The sequence below is a fragment of the Pseudomonas alloputida genome, assembly GCF_021283545.2.
Classification (GTDB): Bacteria; Pseudomonadota; Gammaproteobacteria; order Pseudomonadales; family Pseudomonadaceae; genus Aquipseudomonas; species Aquipseudomonas alloputida.
Genome location: NZ_CP128540.1, coordinates 4903162 through 4921649 on the forward strand (window position 1 = coordinate 4903162; position 18488 = coordinate 4921649).

An 18488-nucleotide genomic window follows, 5' to 3' on the forward strand; every position below is an offset into this window, starting at 1 on the left:
AATTGAGTGCAGCTTATCAGCCTGACTGGCGTGTTGCCTGCATCGGCCTCATCGTGGGCCTGCCCGCTGCGCAAGCCTGAAGGCAAAGGTAATGCCTGCACGGTCGCCCGTAGGAGCGGGTTCACCCGCGAAGAGGCCGGGCCTGCTGGCCAATCTCCACCCGCCATTCACCGTTGCCGCCGCCACCGTATTCGCGGGTAAACCCGCGCCTACCACGGCGGTGGACACACATCGGTGATTGCTCGCGAAAGGGCCCGTGCAGGCAAAAAAGCTCAGACAGAAAACCACTGTCGCAACAAGCGCCGCGCTTCCTGCGACCCCTGCCCTGCCGCAAGCTCAAGCCAATAGCGCGCCTGCTCCGGCTCGTTGTGCTGACACAGCCGGGCGTACTCCAGCTGCGCCCGCCGATCCCCTGCGCGGGCAGCCTGACGCAGCAGCTCATGGCCTATACGCCGGTCACGGGCGTTGCCACAATCTCGGCACAGCATCTGCCCCAGGCGGCTCTGCGCCACAACCACACCTTGGCGCGCCGGCTGCTTCAACAAGCGCCCGGCCAGGTGCTTGACCTGAGGGTTGTCGCCCAGGCGCGGACTGTCGAGCAACCACAGGGCCACTTTCAGGGAAAAGCGTTTGGCGGGAGGTGCAGCTGTCGATGCAGCGGGGCTGGAAAGGTGTTTACCGCGAAACTTCATGAGCAACAGGTTTGGTAACTCGAAAGGCGCGCCACTCTACTCTTTTTTTTTCGCCCTGGCCTGTCGATTTCTGAAGGATTGAAAAAAAATTCAATGATCTTTTCTTGACGTTTTCAGGTGGACGACCAACCGGTCTGTTGGAGCATGGCGATTGTCGGACAGTCCATCCCATTGCTGGCACGCCCGTGCTAGAGCAAGCGCTCGGGACAATCCACAGTTCCTGTGGATAACTCGGTGGACAACCCCCTCTCATACCCCTCAAACCCCCGTGAAATGGGGGCTTTGGTCAAACTGACGATTTTTTCACCAGCTAAAAATAGTGTTTTTTTTCATTGACTTAACCACGCAGTCAAGGCATTGGCGAGGCTGCTGGGTGGTGTTGCCAAGCCGTTACAAGCGCTGCCCCGAATGTGAACAAGTGCACCATAAACCTCCATTTGGGTGCACGAAAAGGGCACATCGGACGGCATTTGGGCCATTTGCCCCCTCTTCCCAGCAGCGAAAATTCGCGCCATACTGCGCGGCTCACCTGAACAAACGTAGTGCTTGCCAAACATCTTCGCTTCCGGTAAGGTGCCCCTCGTTAGTACCAAGCTGAAAGTCAATTCTGGCCGCAAGCGTCCTTGCAGGCTCGCTCCCCCCAAGAGCGTCCCTGCTGAAACAAGGACCGGCCCATTCAATGATTCCCTCGCCAGCCTTACGCTGCGCAAGCACGAATCACATGACAGATTGATCAGGATCCCACCTCGACGGCCTAGAACCTTGGCCCCGGCGTGCTGCCTGCCTTCCGAAGTACCTACCAGTCAGCCCAAGCGCCTACATTTGATTGCGCCCCCTCTGGCTGCCCTGTTCCAGTCAGGTTCGTTCGTCCCTTAATAAAGGCGTCACTGGAACGTTTCTATCATGCACGGATCATAACCCCCGTGTTTAAAGCAGGAACCTCCAACAATATGCAAACTCATCATCAGATTCAGGCTGCCATTGGCACCCTCTCCCAGGCCTTCTCGCCGTTGAAGTGCCTTATCGTTGCCCCACGCAAGGGCAGCTTCAGCTTTACCTTGGTAGACGAACACGGCGTTGCCTGCCACACCGAACGCCTGTACCACGAGCAGTACAGCCGCCATGAACCGCTGCAGGCGGTGATCGCCCGGACGCGTCAGTCGCTCACCGCGTGACCGGCGAATACCGGGGTATTCAAGCGCTGAATCATCCAATCGCAAGACTGCCTGAACGCCTTTGGCGTAATTGCCTTAGGGCATATAGCCCAGAGCATCAGGCAGTAATCGATTTAAAAACAGCTCTTTACACCACGATTATCACACTACACTTCAACTCGAGCGGTGCTTTCCGCTCCCGGCGGGCCTGATCATTCACCAGCTGCCAAGCTCCAGCGCCCGTCCGGCCCTTACCTGCTCGAGGGCATCATGGGTATTGCGGCGAATGAATTGTGTCAGTATGTGATCCGACCCACCCTGGTCTACCTGAACCGTCACTGCGCCAGCGCCGAAGCCTTGCTACTGGGTATCGCCGCCAGCCAGTCAGCACTCGGCTCAGCCCTGCACGACCGACGCGGGCACGGCCTCTACCGCATCGGCGAACATCGTCACCAGGCACTCTGGGACGAATACCTGGCCCGTGACCCCGACCTCGCCAGCCTGGTCCGCGGCCTGGCCAGCCAGCACGCCTTCCTTGGTGGCCCGCACCTGGAGCTCACCGTCAACCTGCGCTATTCCACTGCCATTGCCTGGATGCTCATCGAAGAGCAGGCCACCCCATTGCCTGCGGCGGACGATCTGCTGGCACTGGCGCGTATCTGGCGACAGATTTTCAACCCCCAGGGTCGTCTGCGCGACTTCACCCATGCCTGGCATGCCTGCATAGATCAGAAATTGCCACAGGCATCTTGAGACGCGTCCTACAAGCAAACCGGAAAAAATGGAATTTTGGTCGGATTGTCCTACAAAACCGCTCTAACTCCTGCGATTGAGCCTATAGCGCAGCGCGTGATTTGTTGGTAGCTTTTCGCCCCGGAGATCCCAAGGAGTTTTCTAATAATGAAAAAAGTAATGCTCAAAACCTCCCTCGGCGTAGCCGTTGCGCTTGCTTCCAGCCAACTGTTCGCCAGCGGCTTCGCGCTCAACGAACAGAGCATCAGCAGCATGGGGACAGGTTTCGCGGGACGTTCTTCCTCTGCCGAAGATGCCAGTACCGTATTCGGCAACCCGGCCGGCATGTCCCGCCTCAAGCGCGAACAATTCACCGTGGGCGGCGCTGCCGTCATCGCCAAAACCGACATATCGGGCCCAGGCAGCAACCTCGGGGGGGAAACCGATGGTGACATGGTGCCTGTCGTTGGCGTACCCATGGGTTACTACGTAAAACCGATCGATGACCACTGGAGCGTCGGTTTCGGTATCTACGTACCGTTCGGCCTGGTAACCGACTATGGCAGCGATGATGCCGCGCGTTACTGGGGCAAGAAGAGCCACGTACAGGTTGTCACCTTCCAGCCGACTGTCAGCTATGCCTTCAACGACAAGGTCTCGATCGGTTTTGGCCCAACCATCAACCGCATCGAAGGCGAACTGGGCTCTAGCCTGATCAACCCGTTCACCCCGGGCCGCAACGACGGCGAAGTGAAGATCAAGGGCGACGATACAGCCGTTGGCTACAACATCGGCATCCTGGTACAGGCCACCGACCGCACCCGCGTAGGCCTCACCTACCACTCGATGGTCGACTACGAGCTCGAGGGCAAGACCCGTGTCAGCACCCCGCTGATCGGGCCATTCAACGGCAACAAGTTTGACGCCAGCCTGAAGATCAAGACGCCAGAATCCGTCGACCTTTCGGTTACCCATGAGCTGGATGACCAGTGGACCCTGTACGCAGGCAGCACCTGGACGCGCTGGAGCCGCCTGGAAAACATCACCGTGCAAAACGATGTCCCGGCGCCACTGGCAGGTTCGGCGTTCCAGACCATCACCGAAGAGCAGAACTGGCATGACACCTGGGCTCACGCCATTGGTGCATCGTACAAGGTCAACAAGGAGTGGGTACTGCGTACCGGCTTCACCGTCGACCAGTCGCCAACCAACAACCACGACCGCTCGCCGCGCATCCCGACTGGCGACCGCCGGATTTTCAGCCTCGGGGCCGGCTGGAGCCCGAACGACGACATGACCATCGACGTCGCGTACTCCTACCTGTGGGAGGAAGACACCAAGGTCAATCAGGTCAGCGCAACCAAAGGCAGCTACCAGGCCAAGTACGAGAACAGCGCTCACGGTATCGGTGCATCCCTCACCTACCGCTTCTGATTCCTGTGCGTTACATGAAAACCGCCTTCGTGGCGGTTTTTTCATGCCTGCACTTGCCAGCTGTCGCCCAGGCATTCGCGCAGGTAGTCCATGAAAGCGCGCACCTTGGTGGTCATGGCAAAGCGATCGGCCAGGCACAGGTAGATGTCCATGGGCTCGGTCTGGGCGTAAGCCTGGCTGCTGTCGCAGTATTCGAACAGCGGCACCAAGGCCCCCGAGGCCAGGTGCGGCCGCACGATGAACTCGGCCAGACGGGTGATGCCACCATCGTGCAAGGCCATCTGGGTCAGGGCATCGATATCGTCGCTGATCAATACAGTGCCGAATTCCGCTTCGAAGCGCAGGCCGTCCCGCATGAAGCCCCAGCGCAAGAAGCGGCCATCCACCGGATAGCGAAACACCAGGCAACGGTGCCCGCGCAAGGCCTCGGGCGTGGCAGGTACGCCAGCGCTCTGCAGGTAACCGGGTGAGGCACAACAAATGAACGGGATGCGGGCGATGCGCCGGGCCAGCAGCTGGTCTTCGAGCTGCGGGGCAATGCGCAGGCTCACGTCAACGTCTTCACGGGCATGGTTAACCCGACGATCAGTCGTTACCAACTCTATCGAAAGTAAAGGGTAGCGGGCACTGAAAGCAGGTATCAACGGCGCCAGCACATGGCGCCCAAAGGCAGAGGTCGAGGCGATGCACAGCCGCCCCTGAGGCTCGCTGTCGGGTGTTGTCACTGCCTGTTCGGCCAGGGCCAGATCACGCTCGATATGCTTTACACGCTCGTAATACTGGGCGCCAGATGGCGTCAGGGCCATGCTGCGTGTGGTTCGGCTGAGCAGGCGTACTTGCAGGTGGCCTTCCAGCCGCGCCAGGTTCTGGCTGACGGCTGCCGGACTGAGGCCGAGAATACGGGCACCAGCAGCGATGCTACCGGCCTCGACCACCTTGATGAAGCAGCGAATGGCGTTGAGCAGGTCCATGGTGAGCGCTTGGATTCGTAAGAATTTCTTTATAAAGAACTCAATGCTGCCGGTCTACAGCTGTAGGCGCGCAGGTTGCTAATCTGCGCTTCCACTCAGCTCTCAGGAGTTCGCATGAGCAATCTGTCCCGGTCGCGCGGTCGACGTAAATTGCACCCGGTCGCTACTCCCTACGTTTTCGCGTTCTACATGTCGTCAATCATGGCGCTGTTGATGTGCTTCGTGATCACGGCGGCCAATGCCGGGTTTACCCCTGAGTATCTGGGCAATGTGCTCAAGGCCTATCAGTTGGCGATGCCGGTGGCATTTGTGTGTGTGCTGGTGGTCCGGCCGGTGGTGGTGCGGTTGGTGGCTATTACCGTGCATGCACGGTGAAGTGCCCCGCAGCCAGCCACTTCCTGTGCTTGATCTTGATCCCGCAACTTCAGGAGAACGGCCTCCTGAAGTCGCAATCTGCGTCGCCTGAACTGCCTCGCGCTTTAAAGCAACGCCGCAGCAAGCGCAGCCTGGTCACGGCTGTGAGGCAATGGCCTTTTCGATAGCAGCGCGGAACGCGGGATCATCCGGTTTGGTCAGGCTGGAGAAGTTACCGATCACCTTGCCCTTGCGATCGACAACATACTTGTAGAAATTCCACTTCGGCGCACTGCTTTGGCTGGCCAGCTCCGCAAACAGCGGTATCGCATCCTTGCCCCGCACCGCCTGTGTCTTGGTCATGGTGAAGGTGACACCGTAGTTGGCATAGCAAACCTTGGCAGTCTTCTCACTGTCGGCGTCTTCCTGCTTGAAGTCATTGGACGGCACGCCGAGCATTTCCAGGCCTTGCTCGTGATACTCCTTGTAGGTCGCCTCAAGCCCCTCGAACTGCGGGGCAAAACCGCAATAACTGGCAGTGTTCACCACCACGAGCGGCTTGCCGGCAAAGCGCTCGCAGAGGTCGACCTGCCCCTTACCGCGCAACTCCGGCAGGCTGCCCTGCAACAACGCAGGGCAATCTGCAGCCCAGCTCGATGTACTGGCAAGCAGGGCCAGCACCGGCACCGTCAACCAATGTGCACGCATGACTCGTTTCTCCCGCATGACAATCCTTGAGCTTGCAGGGTAGCGCCTAACACACACTCATGCCCAGTTGCATCAGCGCCATCCCACCCTGATGCCAGCCCCACCACACCAGTGCCAGCAGCAACAGAGCGGCAATAGCCAACAGGCCGCGTATCAGGTAGCGGTTCATACAGCCTGGGCCTGAAGGCGTGAAACCGGACGTTCGCGCACCGGCCAGTTAAGGGCAGCGGCCAGCAAGCTGAGCAGGATGGAAATCTGCCAGACCAGGTCGTAGCTACCGGTGCGGTCATACACCACCCCACCCAGCCAGCCCCCCAGGAACGCGCCCAACTGATGGAACAGGAACACGATACCGCCGAGCATGGACAGGTTGCGCACCCCGAACACGGTGGCCACGGTCCCATTGGTCAGCGGTACCGTGGACAACCACAGTAGGCCCATGGCAATACCGAACAGGTAAGCACTGAACTCGCTCACCGGCGCCCACAGGAACAGCACGATCACCACCGCACGCAGCAGGTACAACCCGGTCAGCAGGCGCGGCTTGGACATGCGCCCGCCCAACCAGCCAGCGGTGAAGGTACCGACGATGTTGAACAGGCCGACCAGCGCCAGCACTGTCGTACCGGTGGCCGCAGCCAGATGCTGGTCAACCAGGTAGGCCGGCAGGTGAACGCCAATGAATACGACCTGGAAGCCACAGACAAAAAAGCCCAGTGCCAGCAACCAGAAGCCGGAGTGCGTGCACGCCTCGCGCAGCGCCTGGCCCAGGGTCTGCTCGGCACCGTGACTGGGTAACGGGCGATCGCGCAGCAGACAGACGAAAGGCACGATGAACGCCACCAAAAGGCCCAGTACCAGCAACGCTGCCGACCAGCCCAGCCACTGAATCAGGCCTTGGGTGCCCGGCAACATGGCGAACTGGCCGAACGACCCGGCGGCGCTGGCGATCCCCATGGCCATGCTGCGCTTTTCGGCCGGCACTGCACGCCCGACCACACCGAGGATGACCGAGAACGACGTGCCGGACAGGCCGATGCCGATCAGCAAGCCCGCACTCAGCGACAACGACCAGGGCGAATCAGCCAAGCCCATCAAGATCAAGCCGACGGCATAGAGAATACCGCCGATGATGACCACCCGCGCTGCGCCAAGCCGGTCGGCCAAGGCGCCAGCGAACGGCTGCGCCAGGCCCCAGATCAGGTTCTGCAGGGCAATGGCGAAGGCAAACACCCCACGCCCCCAGCCAAAATCAGTACTCATCGGCTCCAGAAACAGGCCAAAGCCGTGCCGTACGCCCAGAGACAGCGCCAGTATCAAGGCCGCCCCCACCAACACCCATCCGCTGGTTCGCCACACCGAAGTCATTGTCGTTATCTCCAGCACATCGCAAGGTTTGCGGGTATATACCCGCTTATAGTCGTATCAAATCAGGCCAGTTGTTCCAGCAGTCGCACCAGTTCATCCCGCTGCCCCACCCCGAGCCGTTCAACCAGCTCTTTCTGGGCCTGCTCCCAGGCCGGGTGGGCAACGTGCAAAAGTTGCTTACCCGCCGCGGTCAACAGCACCACGCGGTTACGCTGGTCGTCGCCCTCGCCCAGTGCTACCAGCCCATCCGCCTCCAGCACACGCAGGTTGCGGCCCAGGGTACTGCGCTCGAGCCCCATGGCTTCGGCCAGGGTTGTGATGCTGGGTCGGTCGAGCCGCTGCAGGTGCCGCAGCAGGGAAAACTGGGCGACATTGACCCCGAAGCCGGCAAGGGCTTCGTCGTAATGCCGGCTCACGCCGCGGGCGGCGCGACGCAGGTGGGTACAGATGCATTCACTGGTCAGCATGGATACGTGTATATACCCGCGTACGGAGTGTTGCAAGAAGTTTCACGAAAGATTGAGAAGCGTCAGTCCGGGTTCAAGCGCCTGCGGATCGGCTCGAACTCAACCGTCGCCTTGCGCGCCAAGGGGTCCGGCGCGCCCTGCTCGACCGCTTGCCAGTAGCGCCACGGCACCTTCGCCGTGCCCAGTTCGTAGTCCATGCCATCCCAGTTGTCTTCACGGAAGCTATAGAATGCCCAGTGCAACCGGTTGCGATCCAGCACGACGAGTACATCTTCAAGGTACTGCCGACAACCCGGCAGCCTGCGCATGCAGCCAAACTCGCCCACCACCAGACGAGAAAGCGGCAGCCCCATGGCCTCGGCCCATGCCAGCGGCTGGCGCAAGTAGCCTTCAACTCGCCGCCCATCCCACAGCTGTGTCTGCCCGGCAAAAGATACGGGGCCTGGATAGGCGATGGGCTGTTTGCGCGCCATGTTCGGCGCACTGGTTGCGGCATAGGGCTCATACATGTGCACGCTGTACAGCACTCGCGGGTCTTCCAGCGGCGCCGGCCAGTAGCCGAACGCGTCTGCGCCTGCATACCAGCCGGCATCGACCATGATCGGCGTATCAGCGTCTTCTTCGCGGATGGCCGCTATCAGTTGCCGGTACAGCAAGGGCAGATCGCGCGCACCGCCCTGCGCTTGCGCATACCACTGCTGCATCTGCCCGAGTTCGGCATGTTCAGCCAGGCCACCCTGTTTCTCCGGTGCTGGCTCATTGATCAGGTTGTAGGCCGCGATGGCCGGATGACTTTTCAGTTCGCGCGCCATATCTCGCCAGAACGCCGCAGCCTGGGACCAGTAGCGTTTGTCTTGCCACAGGCGATCATCGAACTGGCCCTGGTTGTTTTGCGACCAGCGCATACCCGGTAGCGAGAGTGGCGCGATGACCACCTTGAGCCCCGCCTGGTGCGCCCGGTCGAGGGTGGCACGCAGCACCGCCAGGTCGGCGTCGGACAGGCCTTCATAGGTATCGGCGCTGCCAAGGAGGAAATCACGTTTCACCGGATGCCATTTGTCGTACGACAGCCGCACCCATGTGGCGCCGTACCCCCTCAGGGCATCGAAGTAGGCTTGATCGGGTGGCAGCCGGTTGAAGCTGTTGCCGCCGTGGCGTGGGGTGTCCCAGAACGCCATGAGATCTGCAGCAGTGGCTGGGAGGGTGGACAGGACCAATAGACTGGCAAAGATCCAGTGACGCACGGGAAGCCTACCTGGTTGCTGGGGGGAGGCTGAGGATACGCCGACAAGCAAGAGGCAGGCGCTACCGGACCGTTTCTGGAAGTTACTGGCCCCCTCCCCCCGTATGGCCTGCTGCGAAAGCACTGCAAAGCGGCCCCGAAAGGGCCGTCCAGCTCAAAGCCCCAGCGCCAAACCGAGTACGACGGCCAGCTCCAGCAGCTCCAGCAACGCACCGGCGGTATCACCGGTGGTCCCGCCCAGGCGCCGGCACATCAGATGCCGCAACCAGGCAAACACCGCCAGCGCCAGCAGCACGCTCCATCCGCCCAGGAAGAGGCAGAACAGCACACAAACCAGCAATACCCACCCTGCTGCGCGCCGGGGCATATGTTCGGCCAACGCCTGGCCCAACCCGCCAGGTCGCACATAAGGTGTACAAAGGAACAGACCCAACATCGCCGCCCGCCCGATCAACGGCGCCAGCAGCAATTGCGCCCCGATGCCCTGCCCGACCAGCACCCACAATGCGCAAAACTTCAGCAACAACACCAAGACCAGCGTGACCACGGCAATCGGCCCACTGCGCGGGTCTTTCATGATCCGCAAGGTGCGCTCACGGTCGCCGAAACCACCTAGCCAGGCGTCGGCACTGTCCGCCAGGCCATCCAGGTGCAAGGCACCACTGAGCAGTACCCACAACGTCAGCAGCAAAGCCGCATGCAGCGGCGACGGCGTACCCTGTAGCAGATGACTGGCCAACCACAGCAGCAAGCCGAACAGCAGCCCGACCAGCGGGTAGTACAGCAGCGAACGCCCTACCTCACGCGGTGCCGGCATGCCCGGCAGGCTCACCGGCAGGCTGCTGAGAAACTGCAAGGCGATCCAGAACGGCAACATCTCAGGGCGCCTCGACCAGTTGCCCATCGCCACCCGGCACCAGCCGCATCAACGCGCCATGGCCAACCTCGACCTGCAGCAACTGCTCCCTGGGCAAGCCACGGGCACGGGCCAGTAACAGCCGCATCACGCCGCCATGGGTCACCAGCAGCACGCGCTTGCCGGCATGCTGAAGGCGCAAACGCTCGACAGCCGCCAGCACCCGTTCGGCAAACGCCTCGACCGGCTCGCCATTGGGCGGTGTGAAGGCGTAAGGGTCGGCCCAGAAACGGCCCAGTGCATCGGCCTGGTGCTCCATGATCTGCGCGGCACTTTGGCCCTCCCAATCACCGAAGTGCAGTTCCTGCAGGGCGGGCTCACGCTGCACAGGCAGGTTCAACTGCGCACCCAGCTCATCGGCAAAGCGCCCACAGCGTTGCAGCGGCGAGCTGACCAGCACCTGCCACGGGCCGGCGTCTGCCACGGCGCCGCGCATTTGCGCCCAGCCCTTGTCGGTCAGGGCATCATCACGGCTGCCACGCAGGCCGCCCTGTTCCGTTTCACCATGGCGCAGCAAGTCGAGGATCATGCCAGGCGGTCCGCCACCGCGGCCTCGGCAAAGGTCGCCATCTGCCCATGCAGTGCACAGGCCAGGCGCAACAGCGGCACCGCCAATGCAGCGCCACTGCCCTCACCCAGGCGCAAGCCCAAGGCCAGCAAGGGCTCGGCCTGCAGCGCAGCAAGCAAGGTCTTGTGCCCAGGCTCAGCCCCCTGGTGAGCGAACAACAGCCAGGCTCGACACTGCGGGTTGAGGCGCACTGCCACGAGCGCAGCGACACTGCAGATAAAGCCATCCACCAGCACCGTGACACCCGCCTGCGCGCAACCGAGGTAGGCCCCCGCCAACGCCGCGATCTCGAAACCGCCAACACAAGCCAGTGCCTGCAACGGGTCTTCAGCACGCAGGCCATGCAGGCGCAGCGCCCTCTCGATGACTTCAGCCTTGTGCTGCACGCCGGCGTTGTCCAGGCCGGTGCCAGGGCCGCTCAGCTCCGATGCCGGACAACCCAGCAGAACGCTGGCCAAGGCTGCGGCGGCTGTGGTGTTACCGATGCCCATCTCGCCACCGATGAACAGCTGTGCGCCCTGTTCGGCAGCGCGCTGGGCACTGTCGCGACCAGCCTGCAAGGCCGCTTGCAGCTGGTTTTCGGTCATCGCAGGTTGACGGGCAAAGTTGGCAGTACCGGTGCCCAGCCGCAGATGGCGCACGCCGGGCAGTTCCAGCTGCGCGTCAATGGTGCCCAGGTCGACCACGTCCAGGCTGGCCTGCAGCTGCCGCGCCAGCACACTGATCGCCGCGCCCCCGCCGACGAAGTTGCGTAGCATCTGCCCGGTTACCGCCTGCGGATAGGCCGAGATGCCCTCTTCGACCACGCCGTGGTCGCCGGCAAAAATGGTGATGGCGACCTGATCGAGCGTGGGTCGTTCAAGCCCCTGAAGGCCAGCCAGCTGAATCGCCAGCGCTTCAAGTTGGCCGAGCGAGCCAGCAGGTTTGGTCAGTTGCTGCTGACGGGCGCGGGCCTGGTCCATGGCGGCGTTGTCGAGGGGTTGGCAGGCGTCACGCCACCAGGCTTGGGTCATAGTGCAGGTCCTTTGAGGATTAAGGGCAGGCCGGCCACGGTCAGCACGACACGCTGACAGCGTTCGGCCACCGCCTGGTGCAGCCAGCCGGCCAGGTCGACATAGCGCCGGGTCAGCTCGCCCATGGGCACGACGCCCAGGCCGGTTTCGTTACTGACCAGGATAAGGGTGCCAGGTAACTGTTCCAGGCACGCCAGCAGGGCATCACGCTCCTCGGCCAGGCGCTGGTCATCTTCCAGCATCAACAAATTGGTCAGCCACAGGGTCAGGCAATCCACGAGCAGGCAGCGCCCTTCGGCCGCTTCGGCGCGCAGTACCGCGGCCAGGGCCAAGGGCTCTTCGATCAACCCCCAGTCATCCGGCCGGCGCTGACGATGCAGCAACACGCGTTCGTTCATTTCGCCATCCAGCGGCTGGCTGGTGGCGATGTAGGTCACCGGCAAGCCGCTGGCGCTGGCCAGTTGTTCGGCCAGACGGCTTTTACCAGACCGGGCGCCGCCGAGAATCAGGTTACGCATGTCAGGCTACCCCACACAGTTGGCGCAACTGCACGGTGTCAAGGTGCTTTTCCACCAGATCGGCCAGGCGCTCGATGTCGTGTTCGCGCAACGCTTCGTAGTCGATAACCTGCACATCCTCCAGCCCGGCCCAGCGCAATAGCGCAGCACACGACTGGCTGCCTTCGAACAGGCCATGCAGGTAGGTGGCGAGGATCTGGCCATCGGCACTGACAGCACCATCATGGCGGCCATCAGCCAGTTGGACCGCGGGTTGCGCCAGCGCAGGCCCCGTCGTAACGCCAGCATGAATTTCATAACCGGTTACCGTTGCCGCTTCAAGGCTCAGCGTGCCGGCCACATTGCGCAGTTGCTTCTCGGCTTCGAGCACCGTGGCATAGTCGAGCAGACCGAGCCCCTGGCTTGAGCCTGCGGCCCCCTCCAGCCCCAGCGGGTCATGCACTTCCCGCCCCAGCATCTGCAGGCCACCGCAGATACCGATCAGCTTGCCGCCATAGCGCAGGTGCCGCTCGATGGCCTTGTCCCAACCGCGCTCGCGCAGTTGTGCCAGGTCGCCGCGCACACTCTTGGAGCCCGGCAAGATGATGAGGTCGGCAGCCGGAATCGGCTGGCCTGGGCCAATGAACTGCAAGTCCACCTGCGGGTGCAGGCGCAGCGGGTCGAAGTCGGTGTGGTTACTGATGCGCGGCAGCACTGGCACGATCACCTTTAGCACTCGCTCGTGCTTGACGCCTTGGCGCACATCGATGCCATCTTCGGCTTCCAGGTGCAGGTCGGTAACGTAAGGCAGGACGCCCAGTACCGGTTTGCCGGTGCGTTGTTCCAGCCAGTCCAGCCCTGGCTGCAGCAGAGCAATGTCGCCACGGAAGCGGTTGATGACAAAACCTTTGACCCGCGCCTGTTCAGTGGTCGACAGCAATTCCAGCGTGCCCACCAGGTGGGCGAACACACCACCGCGGTTGATGTCGGCCACCAGGATCACCGGGCAGTCCACCGCTTCGGCAAAGCCCATGTTGGCGATATCGCCGGCACGCAGGTTGATCTCTGCCGGCGACCCCGCCCCCTCGACCATGACCACCGGGTACGCGGCACTCAGCCGATGGTGAGACGCCAGCACCGCTTGCATGGCAGTGGTTTTATAGTCGTGGTAGGCCACTGCATTCATGCTGGTGACCGCGCGACCGTGGATGATGACCTGGGCGCCGGTGTCGCTGTTGGGCTTGAGCAGCACCGGGTTCATGTCGGTGTGCGGTTGTAGCCGGCAGGCCTGGGCCTGCACCGCCTGGGCCCGGCCGATTTCACCGCCATCAGCCGTCACCGCGCTGTTCAGCGCCATGTTCTGTGGCTTGAAGGGCACCACAGCGACGCCCTGGCGCAACAGCCAGCGGCACAACGCGGTCACCAGTGTGCTCTTGCCTGCGTCGGAGGTGGTGCCTTGCACCATGAGGGTCGTCATGCCGTTTCCTTCTGATAAGCCGCCAGGGCCTGGGCCAGGCGCTGTTCGTCCGCCGCGCAGGCAGGCAACCCCAGGCGCACGGCCGCTGGCTGTTCGAACAGCCGTACCAGGATGCCGCGCCGGGCGAGAAATTCATGCAGGCGTGCAGCATGCTCGCTACGCACGTACTGGAACAGGTCGCAGCCACCACTAGGCGCCAGGCCGGCACTGCGCAACACGTGCGCAAGCCGCTGGCTGGCAGCAGCACAGCGTTGGGCCTGCGCGCGCTGGGCAGTCTCATCAGACAGGCTGGCCTGGGCCAGCACCCGGGTCGGGCCGTTGACGGTCCAGGGGCCGAGCAGCTCGGCCAGGCGCAGCAGCAAGCTGTGTTCGGCGGCAACGAAGCCCAGGCGCACGCCGGCCAAGCCGAAGAACTTGCCAAACGAGCGCAGCACGATCAGCCCCGGGCGTTCGGCGCAGTCCACCACGCTGTCCGCCGGGGTGTTGTCCATGAATGCTTCGTCGACCAGCAGCCAGCCACCGCGGGCAGCCAGGCGAGCATGCCAAGCCAGCAGGCGTTCGCGCGACACCCGCTGGCCGGTCGGGTTGTTGGGGTTCACCAGCACCAGCACATCGAGGCCGTCGAGCGCAGCCTCGACTTGCGCTTCATCCAGCGCCAGCAGTTGATGCCCCGCCCGTTGCCAGGCATAGGGGTGTTCGGCATAGCACGGCGTCAGCACGCCAACCCGGGCGGTTGTACGCAGCAGCGGCAAGGCCTGGATCGCGGCCTGGGAGCCGGCTACCGGCAGCAACTGGCGGGCGCCGTAATACGCGCGCGCGGCGTCCTCCAGGCCGTCCTCGGTTTCCGGCAGGCGGGCCCAGGCGTCGACGGGAATCGGCGGGACAGGAAATGGCCAGGGCGCAATGCCGCTGGACAGGTCGAGCCACTGCTCACGGGGGATACCGTATTGCTGCACCGCGCGTAACAGGCGGCCACCATGTTCAAGCATTGATATAGGCCCCCAGGCAGATCACCAGCAGCCACAGCCACACGCCGCGCTGCACCAGCTGCCAGCCGCGCTCGATGGCATCGGCATCGGCCACTGGCCCCTCGCCCAGACGCGGCCGCTCATGCAGTTCGCCGTGGTACACCGCCGGGCCACCAAGCTCCACGCCCAGCGCACCGGCGCCGGCAGCCATCACCGGCCCGGCGTTGGGGCTGTCCCACAGCGGGCCCTGCTTGCGCCAGCAGGCCAGGGCCAGGCGGGTCTTGCCCAACAGTGCATAAGTCAGGGCCACCAGCCTTGCAGGTATATAGTTGAGCACATCGTCGATGCGCGCCGCGCACCAGCCAAAGCGCTCGAAACGTTCGTTACGGTAGCCCCACATGGCATCCAGCGTGTTGCTCAGGCGGTACAGCACCACACCGGGCGCACCGGCCACCACAAACCAGAACAACGCGGCGAACACTGCGTCGCTGCCGTTCTCCAGCACCGACTCGGTCGCCGCTCGGGCCACCGCGGGCTCGTCCAGCTCGCGCGTTTCGCGGCTGACCAGGTAGCCAACCCGGCGCCGCGCCTCCGCCAGGTCGCCCTGGCGCAAGGCATTGGCCACCGGCAGCACATGCTCGCCCAGGCTGCGCAGCCCCACGGCGCAGTAAAGCGCCAGCACATCAACCAGCCAGCCGATATACGGCAGCCACGAAAGGACCAGCGCCACCAGGGTCAGCGGCACCACCGCCAGAATCCACGCGCTCACGCCGTGGCTGCGCCAGCCGCGCCCGCCCGCATTCAGGCGGCGCTCCAGGTTGCCGGCCATATTGCCGAACGCCACCAAAGGGTGACGGCGCTGTGGTTCGCCCAGCAAAGCGTCCAGGGCCACCCCGGCCACGGTCAGCAAGGCCACGCTCATTGACGCTCTCCCCATTGGTTTTCGTAAAGCATTTCACTCAGGGGACGCTCTTCGGCCCAGCTTTCCTGCACCAACATCGGCACCGGATAGAACTCGGCGACCGGCCCAAGGCACAGTACCGCCACCGGCTTGGCCCCGGCGGGCATGCCCAGCAGCGCGGCCAGCGCCTGCGGGTCGAACAGCGATACCCAGCCCATGCCCAGCCCTTCGCCACGCGCGGCCAGCCACAGGTTCTGGATGGCACAGGCCAGCGAGGCCAGGTCCATCTCCGGCAGGGTGCGGCGGCCGAAGATGTGAGGCTCGCGGTTGTCCATCAAGGCCGCCACCAGCAGCTCGGCACAATCGTTTATGCCCTCCACCTTCAATTTCATGAAGGCATCGGATCGCTCGCCCAACGCCTCGGCCGTGCGTACCCGCTCCGCCTCAACCAAGGCCTGGATGCGCCCGCGCAGGTCACGCTGGGTGATACGGATAAAGCGCCACGGCTGCATAAGCCCGACACTGGGCGCCTGATGCGCGGCGGCCAGCAAGCGGCCAAGCAGTTCGGGCGCCACCTGGCCACCCGCAAAATGGCGCATGTCGCGGCGCTCGCCGATGGCCCGGTAAATGGCGGCGCGCTCGGCGTCGCTGTAGGCGTGATCATTCATGGTCGCAACAGCGCCGCCGCCGCATCCGGGCAGGAAGGGAAATAGAAGTGCACGTAAGAGGCCGTCAGCCGGCCCAGACGATAAACCGCCTCGTTGCCACGCCCGCCGTTGGGGCTCAGGCCCCGGGCAATCGGTTCCAGCGCAGTGCTGGTCAGCGAATGGTGATAGGTGTGACCGCGCAATGTCCCCTCCGGCAGCTCCACCGCCTGCAGCGCCAGGGCAGCCAGGCGCTTCTGCATGGTCGCCTCACCCGGCAGCAGGCCGAGCAGTTCGGCACGTTCGCCGGCCACGTCAGTCAGGGCATCGAGCAGGTACAGCATGCCGCCGCACTCGGCCAGCAATGGCTTGCCCTGCGCGTGGTGGGCGCGGATCGCCTCGCACATCGGTGCGTTGGCGGCCAGCGCATGGTGATGCAGCTCAGGATATCCACCCGGCAGATACAGGCTGTCTACCGCCGGCAGTTCGTGGTCGTGCAGCGGCGAGAAGAACACCAGCTGGGCACCCAGGTTGCGCAACAGGTCGAGGTTAGCGCCATAGATGAAGGCGAACGCCTCGTCCCGCGCAACGCCTATGCGCACACCGGCCAGCGAGGCAACGCAGGCTTGCGGTTCCGGCTCGGCAAAGCTGACTGGCGGCGGCAACGCCGCATCGCAACTGGCGCCCAGCGCTTCGGCGGCGGCGTCCAGGCGGGTGTCCAGGTCATTCAGCTCGCTGGCCTGCACCAGGCCCAGGTGGCGGCTGGGCAGCTCGATGCCGCGCTCGCGGGACAAGCCGCCATACCAGCGCAAGCCCTCGGTCAGGCTGCCTTCGAGCAGTTGCGCATGACGCAGGCTGCCTACCCGATTGGCCAGCACGCCGGCGAACGGCAGATCGGCCTGGTACCGCGCCAGGCCCAGGGCCAGGGCGCCGAAGGTCTGGGCCATGGCTGTGCCGTCGATCACCGCCAGCACCGGCACGCCAAAGTGGCGTGCCAGGTCGGCGCTTGACGGGGTACCGTCGAACAGCCCCATCACCCCTTCGATGAGGATCAGGTCAGCCTCGCCAGCAGCTTCCCACAGCAGACGACGGCTTTCCTCGGCACCGATCATCCACAGGTCCAGCTGATACACCGGCGCGCCACTGGCCCGTTCGAGAATCATCGGGTCAAGAAAGTCGGGCCCGCATTTGAACACCCGCACCTTGCGCCCGAGGTTGCGGTGCAGGCGGGCCAGCGCAGCAGTGACGGTAGTCTTGCCCTGGCCAGAGGCCGGCGCCGCGATCAACACGGCGGGGCAGTGGCGCGATCGACTCACAGTTCGACGCCTTTCTGTGCGCGGATACCAGCCTGGAAGGCGTGCTTGAGCATGCCCATTTCGGTCACGGTGTCGGCCAGTTCGATCATCTCGGGCTTCGCAGCGCGGCCAGTGACAATCACATGCTGCATGGGCGGGCGGGCCTGAATGTCGGACAGTACCTGGTCCAGGTCGAGGTAACCATGTTTGAGGGCGATGTTGAGCTCGTCCAGCACCACGAACTGTACACCCGGGTCCTGCAGCAACTGGCGCGACACCGCCCAGGCGGCTTGCGCAGCAGCGATGTCACGCTGGCGGTCCTGGGTTTCCCAGGTAAAGCCCTCGCCCATCACGTGGTAGCGCACCTGTTCGGGGAAGCGACGGAAGAACAGCTCCTCGCCGGTGCTGTTGCGGCCCTTGATGAACTGCACCACACCGCATTGCATGCCGTGGCCCAAGGCGCGCGCGAGCATGCCGAAGGCCGAACTGCTCTTGCCCTTGCCATTGCCGGTCAGCACCAGTAGCAGGCCACATTCGTTAGGGGAATTGGCGATGCGTTCGTCGATGACCGCCTTCTTGCGCTGCATGCGCGCCAGGTGGCGTTCGTCGCGTTCGGTGGAATCGCTCATCAGGGTTCTCCGCTGGCTGGCACCACGGCAATGCGCGGCGACAGGTAATAGGCAGGCAAACGGAGAACGCGCAGAGGCCATGGCTGGGCGCCACGGTGCACCGCGCATCACCCTCCGTGATGCCGTTGGCAGTATCAGGCCGGTCTCCGGGCTTGTGAGTGGGCCTTGGCCCTGGCCTGCGCGCCTTCCCGGATGCTGGCATCCAGTGGCCCTGCGCGGCCTTTTACTCATCCACCGTTGCGGGGGCAGCGCCGGAATCGCGCCATGCTGGCGCCCACCGGCTTCCCAGTTTCACCCTGCCCAGTCGGGGCTGGCAGGGCACCTGAAACACGCCGCGAAGGTTAGAGGGTTGCACCGGGAGCGTCAATCGAAGCGGGTGGTCTGGCGGGTGAGCAAACCACCTTGAATCCAGGCAGCCGGTATCGGCCCCGAGCTCGAGGGGCCGCTAAACAGGCAT

Annotated in this window: 21 protein-coding genes and 1 riboswitch; of the genes, 4 read left to right on the forward strand and 17 right to left on the reverse strand. The window is 63.6% G+C overall.

What is annotated here, in order from left to right:
• Nucleotides 1–272: 272 nt before the first annotated feature.
• Nucleotides 273–692, reverse strand: a complete 420-nt coding sequence (locus LU682_RS22710) for a tetratricopeptide repeat protein (protein ID WP_049587229.1) — start codon at nt 690–692, stop codon at nt 273–275.
• A 950-nt stretch (nt 693–1642) separates the two neighbouring features.
• Between LU682_RS22710 and LU682_RS22715 the strand changes: the two genes are divergently transcribed.
• From LU682_RS22715 to LU682_RS22725, 3 genes are all read left to right on the forward strand, one after another.
• Entirely contained in the window at nt 1643–1867 is a 225-nt protein-coding gene (locus LU682_RS22715) for a hypothetical protein (RefSeq protein ID WP_010952743.1), read from the forward strand.
• Between the two features lie 249 nt (nt 1868–2116).
• Nucleotides 2117–2599 carry a hypothetical protein gene (locus LU682_RS22720; RefSeq protein WP_003252489.1) on the forward strand — a complete coding sequence of 161 codons (483 nt, stop codon included), beginning with the start codon at nt 2117–2119 and terminating at the stop codon, nt 2597–2599.
• Nucleotides 2600–2746: 147 nt separating this feature from the next.
• On the forward strand, nt 2747–4012 hold the full coding sequence (locus LU682_RS22725; RefSeq protein ID WP_010952742.1) for an OmpP1/FadL family transporter: 1266 nt from the start codon (nt 2747–2749) through the stop codon (nt 4010–4012).
• Nucleotides 4013–4053: 41 nt separating this feature from the next.
• Here the strand turns inward: LU682_RS22725 and LU682_RS22730 are convergent, their stop codons facing one another.
• Nucleotides 4054–4983 carry a LysR family transcriptional regulator gene (locus LU682_RS22730; RefSeq protein ID WP_010952741.1) on the reverse strand — a complete coding sequence of 310 codons (930 nt, stop codon included), beginning with the start codon at nt 4981–4983 and terminating at the stop codon, nt 4054–4056.
• 114 nt (nt 4984–5097) lie between these two features.
• Between LU682_RS22730 and LU682_RS22735 the strand changes: the two genes are divergently transcribed.
• Entirely contained in the window at nt 5098–5358 is a 261-nt protein-coding gene (locus LU682_RS22735) for a DUF2798 domain-containing protein (protein WP_049587228.1), read from the forward strand.
• A gap of 135 nt (nt 5359–5493) precedes the next feature.
• Here the strand turns inward: LU682_RS22735 and LU682_RS22740 are convergent, their stop codons facing one another.
• The 15 genes from LU682_RS22740 to cobO all read right to left on the reverse strand — a co-directional run bounded on the left by LU682_RS22740 (nt 5494) and on the right by cobO (nt 18031).
• A complete protein-coding gene (locus LU682_RS22740) occupies nt 5494–6045 on the reverse strand; it encodes a glutathione peroxidase (protein WP_049587226.1) in 552 nt (183 codons plus the stop codon).
• A gap of 46 nt (nt 6046–6091) precedes the next feature.
• Entirely contained in the window at nt 6092–6214 is a 123-nt protein-coding gene (locus LU682_RS22745; protein WP_010952738.1) for a hypothetical protein, read from the reverse strand.
• On the reverse strand, nt 6211–7413 hold the full coding sequence (locus LU682_RS22750; RefSeq protein WP_060495340.1) for an MFS transporter: 1203 nt from the start codon (nt 7411–7413) through the stop codon (nt 6211–6213). The genes LU682_RS22745 and LU682_RS22750 overlap by 4 nt, the downstream gene beginning before the upstream one ends.
• 62 nt (nt 7414–7475) lie before the next feature.
• Nucleotides 7476–7880 (reverse strand): MarR family winged helix-turn-helix transcriptional regulator, encoded by a 405-nt coding sequence (locus LU682_RS22755; protein ID WP_010952736.1) that lies wholly within the window; start codon nt 7878–7880, stop codon nt 7476–7478.
• Between the two features lie 62 nt (nt 7881–7942).
• Nucleotides 7943–9058 carry a glycoside hydrolase family 5 protein gene (locus LU682_RS22760; protein WP_079732500.1) on the reverse strand — a complete coding sequence of 372 codons (1116 nt, stop codon included), beginning with the start codon at nt 9056–9058 and terminating at the stop codon, nt 7943–7945.
• A 219-nt stretch (nt 9059–9277) separates the two neighbouring features.
• Nucleotides 9278–10000, reverse strand: a complete 723-nt coding sequence (locus LU682_RS22765) for an adenosylcobinamide-GDP ribazoletransferase (protein ID WP_014860997.1) — start codon at nt 9998–10000, stop codon at nt 9278–9280.
• A 1-nt stretch (nt 10001) separates the two neighbouring features.
• A complete protein-coding gene (locus LU682_RS22770; protein WP_010952733.1) occupies nt 10002–10568 on the reverse strand; it encodes a histidine phosphatase family protein in 567 nt (188 codons plus the stop codon).
• On the reverse strand, nt 10565–11620 hold the full coding sequence (gene cobT / locus LU682_RS22775; protein WP_060488991.1) for a nicotinate-nucleotide--dimethylbenzimidazole phosphoribosyltransferase: 1056 nt from the start codon (nt 11618–11620) through the stop codon (nt 10565–10567). Before cobT ends, LU682_RS22770 begins: the two co-directional genes overlap by 4 nt.
• Nucleotides 11617–12138, reverse strand: a complete 522-nt coding sequence (gene cobU / locus LU682_RS22780) for a bifunctional adenosylcobinamide kinase/adenosylcobinamide-phosphate guanylyltransferase (protein WP_003252463.1) — start codon at nt 12136–12138, stop codon at nt 11617–11619. Before cobU ends, cobT begins: the two co-directional genes overlap by 4 nt.
• Nucleotide 12139: 1 nt before the next feature.
• Nucleotides 12140–13594 carry a cobyric acid synthase gene (locus tag LU682_RS22785; RefSeq protein WP_010952731.1) on the reverse strand — a complete coding sequence of 485 codons (1455 nt, stop codon included), beginning with the start codon at nt 13592–13594 and terminating at the stop codon, nt 12140–12142.
• Entirely contained in the window at nt 13591–14583 is a 993-nt protein-coding gene (gene cobD / locus LU682_RS22790; RefSeq protein WP_010952730.1) for a threonine-phosphate decarboxylase CobD, read from the reverse strand. Before cobD ends, LU682_RS22785 begins: the two co-directional genes overlap by 4 nt.
• On the reverse strand, nt 14576–15484 hold the full coding sequence (cbiB, locus tag LU682_RS22795; RefSeq protein ID WP_049587220.1) for an adenosylcobinamide-phosphate synthase CbiB: 909 nt from the start codon (nt 15482–15484) through the stop codon (nt 14576–14578). The genes cobD and cbiB overlap by 8 nt, the downstream gene beginning before the upstream one ends.
• Nucleotides 15481–16131, reverse strand: coding sequence for a 5,6-dimethylbenzimidazole synthase (bluB, locus tag LU682_RS22800; protein WP_010952728.1), 651 nt, complete (start codon nt 16129–16131; stop codon nt 15481–15483). The genes cbiB and bluB overlap by 4 nt, the downstream gene beginning before the upstream one ends.
• A complete protein-coding gene (locus tag LU682_RS22805; RefSeq protein ID WP_010952727.1) occupies nt 16128–17423 on the reverse strand; it encodes a cobyrinic acid a,c-diamide synthase CobB in 1296 nt (431 codons plus the stop codon). The genes bluB and LU682_RS22805 overlap by 4 nt, the downstream gene beginning before the upstream one ends.
• A complete protein-coding gene (gene cobO / locus LU682_RS22810; protein WP_003252448.1) occupies nt 17420–18031 on the reverse strand; it encodes a cob(I)yrinic acid a,c-diamide adenosyltransferase in 612 nt (203 codons plus the stop codon). Before cobO ends, LU682_RS22805 begins: the two co-directional genes overlap by 4 nt.
• A gap of 120 nt (nt 18032–18151) precedes the next feature.
• Nucleotides 18152–18372, reverse strand: a riboswitch (cobalamin riboswitch).
• Between the last annotated feature and the right edge of the window lie 116 nt (nt 18373–18488).